The 14,638-nt window shown below is 72.3% G+C and carries 13 protein-coding genes; 6 read left to right on the top strand and 7 right to left on the bottom strand.

Features of this window, described 5'->3' with window-relative positions:
• The first annotated feature begins 101 nt into the window (after window positions 1-101).
• From ABFJ78_RS27840 to ABFJ78_RS27825, 4 genes are all read left to right on the top strand, one after another.
• Window positions 102-1,301 carry an anhydro-N-acetylmuramic acid kinase gene (locus tag ABFJ78_RS27840; RefSeq protein WP_436389553.1) on the top strand — a complete coding sequence of 400 codons (1,200 nt, stop codon included), beginning with the start codon at window positions 102-104 and terminating at the stop codon, window positions 1,299-1,301.
• A gap of 15 nt (window positions 1,302-1,316) precedes the next feature.
• Window positions 1,317-2,885: a sodium:solute symporter gene (locus ABFJ78_RS27835; protein ID WP_436389552.1), complete on the top strand. Its 1,569-nt coding sequence runs from the start codon at window positions 1,317-1,319 to the stop codon at window positions 2,883-2,885.
• A gap of 86 nt (window positions 2,886-2,971) precedes the next feature.
• Window positions 2,972-3,472 (top strand): DUF3455 domain-containing protein, encoded by a 501-nt coding sequence (locus ABFJ78_RS27830; RefSeq protein WP_436389551.1) that lies wholly within the window; start codon window positions 2,972-2,974, stop codon window positions 3,470-3,472.
• A 55-nt stretch (window positions 3,473-3,527) separates the two neighbouring features.
• Entirely contained in the window at window positions 3,528-3,752 is a 225-nt protein-coding gene (locus ABFJ78_RS27825; RefSeq protein WP_436389550.1) for a hypothetical protein, read from the top strand.
• A 6-nt stretch (window positions 3,753-3,758) separates the two neighbouring features.
• Here ABFJ78_RS27825 and smc read toward each other — a convergent pair whose 3' ends face one another.
• Both smc and ABFJ78_RS27815 read right to left on the bottom strand, forming a co-directional pair.
• Window positions 3,759-7,361: a chromosome segregation protein SMC gene (smc, locus tag ABFJ78_RS27820; RefSeq protein WP_436389549.1), complete on the bottom strand. Its 3,603-nt coding sequence runs from the start codon at window positions 7,359-7,361 to the stop codon at window positions 3,759-3,761.
• Window positions 7,362-7,530: 169 nt separating this feature from the next.
• Entirely contained in the window at window positions 7,531-7,818 is a 288-nt protein-coding gene (locus ABFJ78_RS27815) for an acylphosphatase (protein ID WP_086679970.1), read from the bottom strand.
• A 186-nt stretch (window positions 7,819-8,004) separates the two neighbouring features.
• Here ABFJ78_RS27815 and ABFJ78_RS27810 point away from each other — a divergent pair, with 186 nt between their 5' ends.
• Window positions 8,005-8,625 (top strand): hypothetical protein, encoded by a 621-nt coding sequence (locus ABFJ78_RS27810; protein WP_436389548.1) that lies wholly within the window; start codon window positions 8,005-8,007, stop codon window positions 8,623-8,625.
• 101 nt (window positions 8,626-8,726) lie between these two features.
• Here ABFJ78_RS27810 and ABFJ78_RS27805 read toward each other — a convergent pair whose 3' ends face one another.
• Window positions 8,727-9,368: a TetR/AcrR family transcriptional regulator gene (locus ABFJ78_RS27805; protein ID WP_436389547.1), complete on the bottom strand. Its 642-nt coding sequence runs from the start codon at window positions 9,366-9,368 to the stop codon at window positions 8,727-8,729.
• Window positions 9,369-9,433: 65 nt separating this feature from the next.
• On the opposite strand from ABFJ78_RS27805, the gene ABFJ78_RS27800 reads away from it, so the two are divergent.
• Window positions 9,434-10,573 (top strand): acyl-CoA dehydrogenase family protein, encoded by a 1,140-nt coding sequence (locus ABFJ78_RS27800; protein ID WP_436389546.1) that lies wholly within the window; start codon window positions 9,434-9,436, stop codon window positions 10,571-10,573.
• Here ABFJ78_RS27800 and ABFJ78_RS27795 read toward each other — a convergent pair.
• Genes ABFJ78_RS27795 through ABFJ78_RS27780 form a run of 4 tightly spaced genes read right to left on the bottom strand, consistent with a single transcriptional unit; the run spans window position 10,570 to window position 14,637 of the window.
• Window positions 10,570-10,797, bottom strand: a complete 228-nt coding sequence (locus ABFJ78_RS27795; RefSeq protein ID WP_436389545.1) for a hypothetical protein — start codon at window positions 10,795-10,797, stop codon at window positions 10,570-10,572. The genes ABFJ78_RS27800 and ABFJ78_RS27795 overlap by 4 nt on opposite strands.
• A 21-nt stretch (window positions 10,798-10,818) precedes the next feature.
• Window positions 10,819-11,517, bottom strand: coding sequence for a response regulator (locus ABFJ78_RS27790; protein WP_436389544.1), 699 nt, complete (start codon window positions 11,515-11,517; stop codon window positions 10,819-10,821).
• Entirely contained in the window at window positions 11,514-14,042 is a 2,529-nt protein-coding gene (locus ABFJ78_RS27785) for a DUF4118 domain-containing protein (RefSeq protein ID WP_436389543.1), read from the bottom strand. The genes ABFJ78_RS27790 and ABFJ78_RS27785 overlap by 4 nt, the downstream gene beginning before the upstream one ends.
• A gap of 4 nt (window positions 14,043-14,046) precedes the next feature.
• A complete protein-coding gene (locus ABFJ78_RS27780) occupies window positions 14,047-14,637 on the bottom strand; it encodes a potassium-transporting ATPase subunit C (protein WP_436389542.1) in 591 nt (196 codons plus the stop codon).
• Between the last annotated feature and the right edge of the window lies 1 nt (window position 14,638).

Below are 14,638 nucleotides of genomic sequence, written 5' to 3'. Positions count from 1 at the left end.
CCCGTCCGCACAGGCAATTCGTAACGACGTTGATCCCGATTGGGCCAAGACTTCACCACGTGGGTTGCGTCACACGCCGTGCCTGCACTAAACCCCTCCGGATGGGGACGCACGGCTTCAGGGTGATCGGCCTGCTTTCAGGCACGTCGGTCGACGGCATCGACGTGGCCGCGGCCGACCTGCACGCCGAGGACGACACCGTGGTCCTGACGCCGCTGGGCGAGCTCGACCTCCCCTACCCGGAATCGCTGCGCGAGGCCCTCCTGGCCGCGCTGCCGCCGAACCCGTGCACCGCCGGCGAGCTGACGCGGCTCGACACCGGCGTCGGGCAGGCGTTCGCCGACGCCGCCGCCCGCGGCGCCGAAGAGCTGGCCGGCGGCAGCGCCGACCTCGTCGCGTCGCTGGGCCAGACGGTGTTCCACTGGGTCGAGGACGGCCACGTCCGCGGCACGCTGCAGCTGGGCCAGCCCGCCTGGATCGCCGAGCGCACCGGGCTGCCGGTGGTCGCCGACCTGCGGACCCGCGACGTCGCCGCGGGCGGCCACGGCGCTCCCCTGGCGAGCACGCTCGACCAGCTGTGGCTGCGCGGCCTGGCCCGGGACACCGGCCACCCGGTCGCCGCGCTCAACCTCGGCGGGATCGCGAACATCACCGTCGTCGCCGGGGACGAGGCGGCGATCGCCTACGACACCGGACCCGCCAACGCCCTGCTCGACGTCGCCGCGTACCGCGTCAGCGGGCAACGCAGCGACGTCGACGGACGGCTCGCGTTCGGCGGCTCGGTGCGCTCCGACCTGCTCGTCCGGCTGCTCGCCGACCCGTACTTCGCCGCCGCGCCGCCGAAGTCCACCGGCAAGGAGCACTTCAACGCGCCCTACCTCGACGCCGCCCTCGCCGGGCTGCCGCCGGTGGAGCCCGGCGACCTGCTGGCGACGCTGACGGAGTTCACCGCGGTGACCGTCGCCGGCGAGTGCCTGCGCCACGGCGTCACGACGGTCGTCGCCTCCGGCGGAGGGGTCGCGAACCCGGCGTTGATGACGGCGCTGGCGCGGAACCTCCCCGCCGCGGTGCTCAAGACCAGCGACGACCTCGGCCTGCCCGGCGCGGGCAAGGAGGCGTACCTGACCGCCCTGCTGGGCTGGCTCACCTGGTGCGGCGTACCCGGTAGCGTGCCGTCGGCGACCGGCGCGCGCGGGCCGCGCCTGCTCGGCGCGCTCGTCCCGGGCGCCGGGCCCCTGATCCTTCCCGCCCCGCTGGGGGGCACCGTGACGCGGTTGCGAGTCGCGGAGAAGAACGGATGAATGTAGGAGAAGTCCATGCGCGGTGTTGACCTCGCGATCATCGTGGTCTACCTGGCGGCGATGCCGCTGATAGGCGTGCTCGTCGGCCGCAAGCAACGGTCGGCGGCCGACTACTTCGTCGGCGAGCGCAGCCTCCCGTGGGGCGCGGTGATGCTGTCCGTGGTGGCCACGGAGACCTCGACGCTGACCGTGATCAGCACGCCGGGCCTCGTCTTCGGCAACGCGTTCCTGTTCCTGCAGCTGGCTTTCGGCTACATCATCGGCCGGACGGTCGCCGCGTTCGTGCTGCTGCCGCGGTACTTCAAGGGCAACCTCGTGAGCGCGTACGCGTTCCTGGGCAAGCGTTTCGGTTCGGGGCTGCAGGGCACGGCGTCGGTGACGTTCGTGATCACGCGGCTGCTCGCCGAGGGCGTGCGCCTGTTCGCCGGCGCGATCCCGATCAAGGTGATCCTCGGGCACTACGACATCCACCTCGACTACTGGGTGATCGTGGTGATCCTGACCGCGCTGACGCTGATCTACGCCTACATCGGCGGGATCAAGGCGGTCGTCTGGGTCGACGTCATCCAGCTGTCGCTCTACCTGGGCGGCGCGGCGGTGGCCGCGATCGTGCTGCTCAACAAGCTGCCCGCCGACTGGGCTTCGCAGGCGTCGGCGGACGGCAAGTTCATGCTCGTCGACTTCACGAAGAACCTGCTGACCAGCCCGTACGCCTTCGTCACGGCGGTGCTCGGCGGCGCGGCGCTGTCGATGGCCTCGCACGGTGCCGACCAGCTGATCGCGCAGCGGCTGATGGCCACGCGCAGCCTGCGCGACGGCCAGAAGGCGCTCATCGGCAGCGGCATCATCGTCACCATCCAGTTCGCGCTGTTCCTGCTGGTCGGGGCGATGCTGTGGGTGTTCAACGGCCGCAAGTCGGTCGCGCAGCTCGGTCTGCAGAGCCCGGACGACGTGTTCTCGCGGTTCATCATCGACGACCTGCCGGTCGGCGTGTCGGGCCTGCTCATCGCGGGGGTCCTCGCGTCGACCATGGGTGCGCTGGCCTCGGCGCTCAACGCGCTTTCGACGTCCACGGTGGCCGACCTCTACCAGCGCTTCACCAAGCGCTCGCCCGAGGATTCGAAGCTGCTGCAGCACGGTCGCATGTGGACGCTGATCTGGGCGGTCGTGTTCGCGGTGTTCGCGTCGCTGTTCTCCACCACGAAGAACTCGGTCATCGAGCTGGGTCTGGCGATCACCGGCTACACCTACGGCGCGCTGCTCGGGTCGTTCCTGCTCGGCCTGCTGATCAAGAAGGCCCGGCAGGTGGACGCGATCATCGCGTTCGTCGCGACGGTCGTGGTGATGGCGTTCGTCATCCTCGGGGTGAAGTTCAGCGCGAAGACGGGCGGCCTGATCGGCATCGACTTCAGCAAGGCGGCCGGGGACAAGGTCGCGCTGGCTTACCCCTGGTACACGCTGCTGGGCGTGGTGATCACGCTGGTCGTGGGCGGGTTGCTGGCCTTGCGCCACCGGACGCCGGACCCGAAGGCGGCCGAGGCCGAAGCCGCCGGCGAAGCGGAAGCGGAAGTGCCCGCCGCCTGATCCTTCTGAACCGTTTCCGGCGGGCGCCCGTGTCGATCTGCGGGAGCCCGCCGAGAAGCGGCGGGAGGACATCGAAGGTGGACTTCATGAAGCGGATGACGGTGGCGCTCGCGGTCGGCGCCCTGCTGGTGGGCGGCGCGGCGACGGCTTCGGCGACCCCGGCGGCCCCGAGGGTGCCGGACGCGATCAAGGTCCCGGCCGGGAACCGGGCGCTGGCTTCGTTCCCCGCCGAAGGCGTGCAGATCTACGGGTGCACGGCCGGCGCGTGGACGCTGATCCAGCCCGCCGCGGTGCTCACCCGGCACGGCAAGCCGGTGGCCCTGCACAGCAAGGGTCCGGTGTGGACGTCCGTCGTGGACGGCAGCACGGTCGGCGCGGCGGCGGTGGCCAACTCCCCGCAGCCGGACGCGATCCCGCAGCTGCTGCTCAAGGCCAACCTCAACACCGGCGACGGGATCTTCGGCAAGGTGACCTACATCCAGCGGCTGAACACCCGCGGCGGCGCCGCCCCGGCGGGAACCTGCTCGGACGGCACGCAGACCGCGGTGCGCTACTCGGCCGACTACGCGTTCTGGGTCGCTGAATAAGCGGCTGTGACACCCCCTTCCGCTCCCGTAGCCTGGGAGCGGGAGGGGGTCTCACATGGGGTTCTTCATCGGGATCGGCGCTGTGCTCGCCGTGGTGCTCGTCATCGCGCTGGTCCTGGACCGGTCGGACCGCAAGCGCGGCGTGAAGCGCGGCTTCATCACCCCGCGCGGCCGGCGGGCGCGGATCGACGACGGGCGCTGGGTCGGCAACGACCTCGGCACGTTCGACGCCCGCGCGAAACCGGACGAGCGCGCGCCGCGCGAAGACGACATGCGCTGATCCGGGTCAGCTGACCGGGACCGGCTCTTCCTCGGCCGTGCGCAGGCGCTGCGAGATCACCTTCGTGATGCCGTCGCCCTGCATGCTTACGCCGTAGAGCGCGTCGGCGATCTCCATGGTCGGCTTCTGGTGGGTGATGATGATCAGCTGCGACGAGTCGCGCAGCTGCTCCAGCAGCCCGATCAGCCGGCGCATGTTGGTGTCGTCGAGCGCGGCCTCGACCTCGTCCATGACGTAGAAGGGTGACGGCCGGGCGCGGAAGATCGCGACCAGCATGCCCACCGCGACCAGCGACTTCTCGCCACCGGACAGCAGCGACAGCCGCTTGACCTTCTTGCCCGGCGGGCGCGCTTCGACGTCGACGCCGGTGCTGAGCAGGTCGTCCGGCTCGGTGAGGACCATCCGGCCCTCGCCGCCGGGGAAGAGCACGCTGAAGACCGTCTCGAACTCGCGGGCGACGTCGGCGTAGGCGCCGGCGAAGACCTCGAGGATCTTCTCGTCGACCTGCTTGATGACCGCTTCGAGGTCCTTGCGGGTGTCCTTGAGGTCCTCCAGCTGCGTGGAGAGGAACTTGTACCGCTCCTCCAGCGCCGCGAACTCCTCCAGGGCGAGGGGGTTCACCTTGCCCAGCAACGACAAGTCCTTCTCGGCGCGCTTGGCGCGGCGGGCCTGGGTGTCGCGGTCGTACGGCATCGGCGGCGGCGGGGTGACGTCCTCGCCGCGCTCCTTGGCCGCCTCGTACTCGGCCATCTCGCCCGCGCTCGGCGGGACCGGGACGTCCGGGCCGTACTCCTCCACGAGGTCGGTGAGACCGATGCCGAAGTCCTCGGCGATCTTCGCTTCGAGCGTCTCCAGCCGCAGCCGCTGCTCGGCGCGCAGGACCTCGTCGCGGTGGACGGCGTCGGTCAGCTTCTCCAGCTCGCCGGTGAGCTCGCGGACCTTGGCGCGGACGCCGGTCAGCGCCTGCTCGCGGCTCTGGCGGCGGGCCTGGACCTGGTCGCGTTCGGTGGCCGCGCGCTGGACGGAGTGCTCGATGCGCTCGAGGGCGATCTCGCCGCCGTTGACGACGGCGTTGGCGATCTCGGCGCCGCGCTTGCGGGCCGCGGCGGCGCGCTCGGCGCGTTCCCGGGCCTGCTGCTCGGCGTGCGCGGCGCGGCGGAGCCCTTCGGCCTTGCCGGCGATGCTGCGCGCCCGCTCTTCGGCCGTGCGCTGCGCGAGCCGCGCTTCCATTTCTTCCTGCCGGACGACGGCCAGCTCTTCGACGGCGGCGTCGCGCTCGGCGGTGTCCGGGTCGTCCTCGACGGGCTGCTCGGCGACGGCGGCGAGGCGTTCCTCCAGCTCGGCGAGCTGGGCGAGGGCCTGCTCGCGGCTTTGCTCGACCTTCGCGCGCTGGCCGGCGAAGCGCTCGACCTCGGCCTGCGCCTGCCGGGCCGCCTGCTGCAACCGGTTGAGCCGCTCCGACGACCGCGCCTTGCGGACCTTGGCCTCGCCGAGGGCGTCCTTGGCCTGCGACACCTCTTCGCGACGCGCCTGCTGCTCGGCGCGGGCGCCTTCCAGCTCGGCCGCGTAGCGCTCCAGCTGGCGTTCGGCCGTGCGAAGCCGGTCCCCCGCCTCGTCGACGGCCGCCTGGACCTCGATGACGCTCTCGCGCTTGCCGGAGCCGCCGATCGCCCATCGGGCACCGAAGACGTCGCCTTCGGCGGTGACCGCCCGGACCTCGGGGTGCACCGCCACGAGGTGGCGGGCCGCGTCGAGGTCGCGGACCAGGGCCAGCTTGTCGAGGGCCTGTTCGACGGCGGGGCGCAGCTGCGCCGGCGCCGTGACGACCTCCCGCGCCCAGCGCGCGCCTTCCGGCAGCGACGGCCACGAGTGCGTGTCCACAGTGGACTCGGGGCCGCCGAGGAGAATGCCCGCGCGGCCGGAGTCGGTGTCCTTCAAGTACTTCAGTGCGCGCAGGGCGTCTTCGCCGCCGGTGACGGCGACCGCGTCGGCCACCGGGCCGAGCGCCGCGGCCAACGCGACCTCGTAGCCGGGTTCGACGGTGAGCAGTGCGGCGACCGAGCCGAGCAGCCCCGGCAGCTCGTGGGACGCGCCGAGCAGCGCGCCGGCGCCGTCCTTGCGCCGCAGGCCCATCGACAGCGCCTCGACGCGCGCCTTCTCCGACGCGATCTCGCGCTCGGCGGCGCGTTCGGCCTTGACCAGCTCTTCGACGCGTGCCTTGGCCGCGTTGTTGGCCTCGACCGCGCGGTCGTGGCGGTCCATCAGGCCGGCGTCGTCGGACTCCTCGACGCCGCCCTCGGCCTTGGCCATCTCGAGTTCTTCGACGGCGATCTCGGCCCGCTCGGCGGCCTCTTCGAGGGAGACGCTGAGGCGGTCGATCTCGTCGGAGGTGGCGCCGTTCTTGCTGCGCAGCGCCTCGACCTGGCCGGTCAGCTTGGCCATGCCCTCGCGGCGGTCGGCGATCGCGCGGACGGCGGCCCAGTGCGCGCGCTCGGCGGCCTGGACGCGCTGTTCGAGGTCTTCGCGACGCAACACGGTCTGGGCGAGCAGCTCCCGGGCCTCCATGACGGCCTCGTTGAGCTCTTCTTCCTGCTCGGCGACGCGCTCGGCCTCTTCGAGCAGCTCTTCGGGGTCGCGGCCGCCGGTCGACGTCGAGACGTCGGCCGACAGGTGGCGCTGGCGCTCGATCGCGAGGCGGACGGTGCCGCGCAGGCGCTCGGCCAGCGCGGACAGCTTGTACCAGGTCTCCTGCGCGGTCTGCAGCAGCGGAGCGTCCTCGGCGAGCGAGGCCTCCAGCTCGGCTTCCTCGGCGGAGACGATCTCGAGGTGCTGCTCGACCTCGGCGCGGCGCTGGCGGGCGGTCTTCTCGTCGGCCTCGTCGCGCGCGATGGTGTCCCGCTGGGTGACCAGGTCGTCGGCCAGCAGGCGCAGGCGGGAGTCGCGCAGCTCGGACTGGACGGACTGGGCCTTGCGGGCGATCTCGGCCTGCTTGCCCAGCGGCTTGAGCTGGCGGCGCAGCTCGGTGGTGAGGTCGCCGAGGCGGTCGAGGTTGCCCTGCATGTTGGCCAGCTTGCGCAGGGTCTGTTCCTTGCGCTTGCGGTGCTTGAGGACGCCGGCGGCCTCTTCGATGAAGGCGCGGCGCTCTTCCGGCTTGGACTCGAGGATGGCCGAGAGCTGGCCCTGCCCGACGATGACGTGCATCTCGCGGCCGATGCCGGAGTCCGAGAGCAGCTCCTGGACGTCCATCAGGCGGCAGCGGTCGCCGTTGATCTCGTACTCGCTCGCGCCGTCGCGGAACATCCGGCGGGTGATCGAGACCTCGGAGTACTCGATCGGGAGCGCGCCGTCGGCGTTGTCGATGGTGAGGGTGACCTCGGCGCGGCCGAGCGGGGCGCGGCCCGCCGTGCCGGCGAAGATGACGTCCTCCATCTTGCCGCCGCGCAGGTCCTTGGCGCCCTGGGTGCCCATGACCCAGCGCAGCGCGTCCAGCACGTTGGACTTGCCGGAGCCGTTCGGGCCGACCACGCAGGTGATGCCCGGCTCGAAGCGCAGCGTGGTGGCCGAAGCGAAGGACTTGAAGCCCTTGAGCGTCAGGCTTTTCAGGTGCACTGGGTGCTGACCCCTCTGGCTGCCGGTACTGGCGATTCAATCGTCCCAGGCTACCCGGGGGCCTCCGGACACCGCCGGACGCGCCCCCTCATCGGCGCGCCTTAGCACAGTCACGGCCGGCTCAGCAACCTCGTGCGTCACACCCGCCCCGGAAGTACCAAGGCGTCCGCTACCGCTCGAGGAAGCCGGTGAGTCCCCCTTTCGGGTCGGACCAGCGCTCGACGACGGTCTCCACACTTCCGGGTGATTCTCCGGACCGCAGAGCGGCCAGCAACCGCTCACAGTGGTCTCGATCACCCTCCGCTATGACCTCGACACGCCCGTCGGGCATGTTGCGAGCACTGCCCACCAGTCCCAGCTCGAGCGCCCGGCTGCGGGTCCACCAGCGGAAACCGACGCCCTGGACGCGACCGCGCACCCACGCCGTCAACCGCGTGTTCGTTTGTTCCTCACTCACGCTTTCATCCTTTCCGGACTCTTCGACTGCGCACAGTGATCGCACAGGCCCACTACCTGGGCGAATGCGGCACCGACGGTGATAACCTCGCCGCCGAGGTCGTCCTCCCGGGTTCCCCCGCCCGGGAACGCAGTGATCGATTCACGGCCTCGACCGCGCCTCTCCCGAACCCCCGAGGAGCCTGCAATGCCCCGCCCCGACGGGTCCGCCTCGAACTCCCCCGTGACCAGGATCGACACCGCCCCGCCGAAGAGCAGCAAACCGAACCGCACCGGGTACGTCGTGCTCGGGGTGGCCGGTCTGGTGGTCGCGACCGCGTTCGCCGCGGTCGCCGAGCTCGCCGGCCCGGACCCGGCCACGACCGCGGGCGGCACCGGCGGCACGGGCGGCCAGGGCACCTCGCAGGCCGGCCTGCAGACGGTGCCGAACACCCCGTCGTCCAGCGGCCCGTCGACGGTGGGCGGCGTGCCGTCGAGCGAGTCGGCGACGACGTCGTCGAGCGCGCCGACCACGGTGGTTTCGGTCAGCCCGGACGGCAAGACGACGACCACGGTCGTCACCCACGCCGACCCGCCCCCGCCTCCGCGCAGCGACACGGGCGGCAACCCGCCCCCGGTCACGACCCCGAAGACGACTCCCCCGACGACGCCGAAGACGACGCCGCCGACCACCACGCCGCCGACCTCGACCACGGACGACCCGCCGCCATCGACGACCACCGGTGGCAGCTCCAGCACCGGCGGGGCCCCGTCACCGAGCATGACGGACTCCCCGACCGCGAGCGGAAGCACCACGCGCGCGCAGTAGGAACCCAAGCGCCCCAAGGCGGCCTTCGGTGCGTCTCACGCACCGAAGGCCGCCTTGGGTGCGTCAGACGCAACCAAGGCCACATTGGGGCGCTTGGCCGGTCAGGCGAGGATCGCGGCGACGACCGCGTCGCGCAGGAACTTCCCGTAGCGCTCCGGCGGCCACCCGCGTTCCAGGCACAACAGCTCGTACTGCTCCGGCCCGTGGTAGGCCCACAGGACGTCGCGGACGTCGTCGGCGGTCAACCCCGTCTTGACCTGCCCGGTGGCCAGCAAGTCGGCCGAGAAGTACGTCATCGCCGTGAGCATCTCCGCGCGCATCTGCGCCCACACCTCGGCCGCCGCCGGGTCGGCCGCGGCCGCTTCCCTGGCCAGCAGCTGGACCGGGACCACCACCGGGGCGACCGCCGCGAGGTGGTCGAAGTACATCCCGATCTTGCGGGCGGCGGCCGGTTCGGCCTGGATCGCCGCGATGAAGTCGCGGCCGGCGATCGGGACATCCTCGTCGTCGCCCGCGACCGTGACGTCGAAGACCGCCTTGAGCAGGGTCGCCTTGTTCGCGAACGCCTTGTAGACCGTCTGGACCGCGACGCCCGCCGCCTTCGCCACCTCGGGCATCGACGTGCCCGCGTACCCCTTCTCCCGGAAGAGCCCCGCCGCCGCCGTCAGGATCCGGCGGCGGTTTTCGCGCGCCTGCTCCTGGCGTCGCGACGTGTCGTAACGGCGCTTGACAGGCTCGGCCATTTAGGTAGAGACTCCTCTATCGAATAGACGTCCATCTATCATGACACCCTGAGGGGGCGCTGACCATGATGGGACAAGCCACCACCGACGCCGTGACCGCCGCGCGGGAGCTCGCGCCCGAGCTGAGCGCGCGGGCCGTCGAAGCCGAACAGCTCCAGACATTGCCGCGCGACCTCGTCGAGCGGGCTCGTGAAGCCGGGCTCTTCCGCCTGGCGACGCCGCGCGCGCTCGGCGGGCAGGAGCTGCCGCCCGCCGAGCTCGTCGAAGTGATCGAGGAGCTGTCCCGCGCCGACGGGTCCGCGGGCTGGACGATCACCATCGGCAACGGCTCGGCGTTCCTCGCCTGGCTCGACCCCGCGGCCGCCGCGGAGCTCGTCGCCGCCACCCCGGACCCGATCGGCGGCGGCGTCTTCGCGCCGATGGGCCGCCTCACCCCGGACGGCGCCGGGAAGTTCGCGTTCGCCGGCCGGTGGGGGTTCTGCAGCGGCAGCCCGCACACCGACCTGTTCTTCAACGGCGCCTTCGCCGGCGGCGACCCTCGCGACTGGCGGCTCGCCGTCGTGCCGGCCGCCGAGGTGCGGGTGGTCGAGAACTGGGACGTCAGCGGCCTGCGCGGCACCGGCAGCCACGACGTCGAGATCGAGGGGGTCGTGCGCGAGGAGCACACGATCTCGCCGTTCACGAACCCGGCGCGCCACGACGGGCCGCTGTGGCGGTTCCCGTTCTTCACGTTCGTCGGCACGCTGATGGCGGGCGTCCCGCTCGGCATCGCCCGCCGCGCGCTGGACGAGTTCACCGACTTCGCGCCGGCGAAGTTCCGCCCACCGGGCCCGGGCCCGATCGCCGAGGACGGCGACGTCCAGGTCGCGTTGACCAGGGCCGAGGGAGAGCTGCGGTCGGCACGGGCGTTCGTGTTCGACGCGCTCGGCGCGCTGTGGGAGACGGCGTGCGCGGGCGACGTGCCGGACGCGGCCCAGCGCGGGCAGTTCCTGCTGTCGACCCAGCAGGCGATGCGAGCGGCGTTGAGCGCGGTGAACACGGTGACGGGTCTCGCGGGCGCGGGGGCGTTGCACGCGGACCAGCCGGTGCAGCGGTGTTTCCGCGACCTGCACGCGGCATCCCAGCACATCTACTTCTCCGCGGCGGCGTCGAAGCGGTACGCCAAGCTGCGGTTCGGGATCGAGCAGCCGACCTTCTGGTTCTAGCGCCGGCGTCGCAGGCGGTGGGCGAACAGCGCCCACAGGTAAACGGTCAGCAGGGCGCCCGCGCCCGCCGCCGCCACGCGGAGCCACGTCACCCCGCTCACGCCGCCGTCGAACGCCGTGAACAGCCAGCCGGACGCGCCGAACGTCGCTCCCACCGCCAGCGTCAGCACGATCACCGGCGGGATGCGCTCACCGCCCCGCAGCCACGTCTTCGTCCCGTCCATGGCGGTGGGGTACCCACGCCGCTAGACCTCGAAGCGGTAGCCCATCCCCGGTTCGGTGAGCAGGTGCCGGGGCCGCGACGGCTCCGGTTCCAGCTTGCGCCGCAGCTGGGCCAGGTAGACCCGCAGGTAGTGGGACTCCGTCTCGTACGACGGCCCCCACACCTCGTGCAGCAGCTGCTTCTGCGCCACCAGCCGGCCGCGGTTGCGGACCAGCAGCTCCAGCACGCCCCACTCCGTCTTCGTCAGGTGGACCTCCACGCCGTCGTGGCGGCGGACCTTCTTCGCCGCGAGGTCCACGCTGAACGACGACGTGTCCACCACCGCGTCCGCGCCGTCGGCGCCCGTCACCGCCGACCGGCGGACCGCCGCGCGCAACCGCGCCAGCAGTTCGTCCATGCCGAACGGCTTCGTGACGTAGTCGTCGGCGCCCGCGTCGAGGGCCTGGACCTTGTCCGCCGAGTCGCCGCGGGCGGACAGCACGATGATCGGGACCGTCGTCCAGCCGCGCAGGCCGGCGATCACCTCCGTGCCGTCCAGGTCCGGCAGGCCGAGGTCCAGGACCACCACGTCCGGCTTGGTCTCGGCCACCGCCTTCAACGCGGCCGTGCCGTCGTGCGCGGTGATCACCTTGTAGCCGCGCGCGTTCAGGTTGATCCGCAGCGCCCGCACGATCTGCGGCTCGTCGTCCACCACCAGCACGGTGGCACCCGGGTCGCTCATCGCACCCCCTCTTCTTCGAACTCGACACTGAACGCGGGCAGCGAGACCACGATCGTGAGCCCGCCGCCCGGGGTGTCCTCCGCGCGGATCGTGCCCCCCATCGCCTCGGTGAACCCCTTCGCCACCGACAGCCCGAGCCCGACGCCCGGCGTCGTGTCGCGGTCGCCGCCCAGGCGCTGGAACGGCGCGAACGCCGAGTCCGCGGCCCCCTTGCGCAGGCCCTTGCCGTGGTCGACGATCCGCAGCTCCACCTGACCGGAGTGCGCCGACGCCCGCGCGGACACCGCTCCCCCGCCGTGCCGCAGGGCGTTGTCCAGGACGTTCGCCACCACCCGCTCCAGCAGGCCGGGGTCGGCGAGCACCGCCGGGAGCTGGTCGTCCACCGCCACCCGCACGTCGTCCGAGCCGTCCACAGTGGACAACGCGTGCGCGACGACCTCGTCGTAGCCCACCGGACGCAGGTGCGGCCGCACCGCGCCGGTGGCCAGGCGCGAGGAGTCCAGGAGGTTGTCGATCAGCCCCGCGAGCCGGTCGGCCGACAGCTCGATGGCCTCCATCAGCTCCGCGGTGTCCTCTTCGGACAGGTCGAGGTCGGGGGCGCGCAGGCTGCCGATCGACGCCTTGATCGACGTCAGCGGCGTCCGGAGGTCGTGGCCGACGGCCGAGAGCAACGTCGTGCGCAGCTCGGTCGCCTCGGCCTTGCGCTCGGCGCGGGCCGCGGCGGCGGCCGTCCGCTGCTGGCGCAGGGCGAGCAGCGCCTGCCCCGCCACGGCTTCCAGGACCCGCCGGTCGGCCGCGGGCAGCGCCCGGCCGCGCAGGGTCAGGTGGACGTCCGCGGTGACGGCGATGTCGACGTCGGCCTCGTCCGGGTCGGCGCACGGGTGCTCCCCCGCGCACGCCACCGCCCGCCACACGCCTTCCTGCTTTTCCAGCAGCGTCACCGAAGTCAGCGCGAAGTTCTCCCGCACCTTCTCCAGCAGCCGCTCGATCGGGTTCGCGTGGGTCAGCACGGTCCGCGCGTAGGACGCGAGCAGCGCCGCCTCGGTCCGCGCCCGCGCCGCCTGCGTGGCCCGGCGCGCCGCCTGGTCGACGACCAGCGCGACGAGCACCGCGACCACGACCATCGCGATCAGCGTCACCAGGTTCTGCGGCGTGTGCACGTTGAGCGTGTACAGCGGCGGGGTGAAGAAGAAGTTGAGCAGCCCGGCGCCGAGCACGGCCGCGACCAGAGCCGGGCCGAGGCCGCCGACCAGCGCGACGACGACCGTGGCCAGCACGTAGGAGATGACGTCGGTGGCGAAGTCGAGGCCGGCCGGGATGAAGAACCCGACGACGGTGACCAGCACCGGCAGCACGACGCTGAGCACCCAGCCCGCGACCAGCCGCGAGAACCCCAGCGGGCTCGCGCCGAGCCGGGCCCGCAGCCGGCCGCCCGCCTCGGCGTGGGTGACCATGTGGACGTCGATCGGGCCCGACCGCCGGACCACGGAAGCGCCGATGCCCTCGTCGAACAGCCGCGCCACGCGGGAGCGCCGCGAGGTCCCGATCACCAGCTGGGTCGCGTTGACCCCGCGGGCGAAGTCCAGCAGCGCGGCCGGGACGTCGTCGCCGACGACCGTGTGGAACGTCGCGCCGACCTCCTCGGCGAGTTTGCGGCAGCGGGCCATCGCGGTCGGGCCGATGCCGGAGAGGCCGTCGCCGCGGAGGATGTGCAGCACCTGCAGCTCGGCGCCGGCGCGGGTGGCGATCCGGCTGGCGCGGCGGATGAGCGTCTCGCTCTCCGGGCCGCCGGTGATGGAGACGACGACGCGTTCGCGCGCCTCCCACGTGTCGGTGATCCGCTGCTCGGCGCGGTAACGCTGCAGGGCGACGTCGACCTGGTCGGCCACCCAGAGCAGGGCCAGCTCGCGCAGCGCCGTCAGGTTGCCGGGGCGGAAGTAGTTGCCGAGCGCGGCGTCGATCCGCTCCGCCGGGTAGACGTTGCCGTGGGCCAGCCGCCGTCGCAGCGCCTCGGGCGTGATGTCGACCAGCTCGAGCTGTTCGGCGCGGCGGACGACCTCGTCGGGCACGGTCTCCTGCTGCGTGACGCCGGTGATCCGCTCGACGACGTCGTTGAGGCTCTGCAGGTGCTGCACGTTGACCGTGGACAGCACGTCGATGCCGGCTTCCAGGAGCTCCTCGACGTCCTGCCAGCGCTTGGCGTTGCGCGAACCCGGCACGTTCGTGTGCGCCAGTTCGTCGACGACGGCGACCTCCGGCGCGCGGGTCAGGATGGCGTCGACGTCCATCTCGTCGAACTCGCGGCCGCGGTGGCCGGCGTGCCGCCGCGGGACGATCTCGAGGCCGTCGAGCAGTGCCGCGGTCTTGTCGCGGCCGTGCGTCTCGACCAGCCCGACGACGACGTCGGTGCCGCGGTCCAGGCGCCGGCGCGCTTCGCCGAGCATGGCGAACGTCTTGCCGACGCCCGGAGCCGCGCCGAGGTAGATCCTCAGCTCCCCTCGGCGCGGCCTGTTTGCGGTGGTCACGCTGTCAGTGTGCCCCTCCGGCCGCGGCTTGCACGGCCAAGTTGAGCGGGAGCACATTCACGCCCGGGACGCCGATCCCCGCCCCGCTCGTGTTCTGGTCGATCAGCTGCTTCACCCGGTCGAGGGGCAGGCCGGTGTTCCGCGCGACGCGCTGTGCCTGCAGGTCGGCGTAGGCGACGCTGATCGCCGGGTCGAGGCCGGAACCCGACGCCGTCACGGCGTCCGGCGGCACCTGATCGGGCGACACGCCTTCGCGCTGGGCGATGGCCGCCCGCCGCTCCTGGATCGCCTTCACCAGGTCTTCGTTGTACGGGCCCTTGTTGGACGCGCCGGACGGCATCTCGGGGGTGACCGCCGAGGGCCGGGTGTGGAACCACGGGTCGTGCGCGGGGTCGGCGGGCGCCGGGTCGACGCCGATGAGCGACGACCCGACGGCCTGGCCGTTCTGCGTGACGACCGACCCTTCGGCGTTCGACTCCAGCCCGGGGATGCGGGCGATCGCCCACACGGCCAGGGGGTAGAGGATCCCGAGCAGGACGGTCAGCACGACGAGGACGCGCAGCCCCGCCCAGGTCTGCTTGACGAGCGTGTTCACT

Source organism: Amycolatopsis sp. MEPSY49 (genome assembly GCF_051337345.1).
Taxonomy (GTDB): Bacteria; Actinomycetota; Actinomycetes; order Mycobacteriales; family Pseudonocardiaceae; genus Amycolatopsis.
This window is presented reverse-complemented; position numbering and strand designations above follow the sequence as displayed.

What these genes read in the sequence shown, in the direction of transcription:
- ABFJ78_RS27840 (WP_436389553.1), top strand. Translation starts at nt 102, where the DNA reads ATGGGGACGCACGGCTTCAGGGTGATCGGCCTGCTTTCAGGCACGTCG.
- ABFJ78_RS27835 (WP_436389552.1), top strand. Translation starts at nt 1,317, where the DNA reads ATGCGCGGTGTTGACCTCGCGATCATCGTGGTCTACCTGGCGGCGATG.
- ABFJ78_RS27830 (WP_436389551.1), top strand. Translation starts at nt 2,972, where the DNA reads ATGAAGCGGATGACGGTGGCGCTCGCGGTCGGCGCCCTGCTGGTGGGC.
- ABFJ78_RS27825 (WP_436389550.1), top strand. Translation starts at nt 3,528, where the DNA reads ATGGGGTTCTTCATCGGGATCGGCGCTGTGCTCGCCGTGGTGCTCGTC.
- ABFJ78_RS27810 (WP_436389548.1), top strand. Translation starts at nt 8,005, where the DNA reads ATGCCCCGCCCCGACGGGTCCGCCTCGAACTCCCCCGTGACCAGGATC.
- ABFJ78_RS27805 (WP_436389547.1), bottom strand. Translation starts at nt 9,368, where the DNA reads ATGGCCGAGCCTGTCAAGCGCCGTTACGACACGTCGCGACGCCAGGAG.
- ABFJ78_RS27800 (WP_436389546.1), top strand. Translation starts at nt 9,434, where the DNA reads ATGATGGGACAAGCCACCACCGACGCCGTGACCGCCGCGCGGGAGCTC.
- ABFJ78_RS27795 (WP_436389545.1), bottom strand. Translation starts at nt 10,797, where the DNA reads ATGGACGGGACGAAGACGTGGCTGCGGGGCGGTGAGCGCATCCCGCCG.
- ABFJ78_RS27790 (WP_436389544.1), bottom strand. Translation starts at nt 11,517, where the DNA reads ATGAGCGACCCGGGTGCCACCGTGCTGGTGGTGGACGACGAGCCGCAG.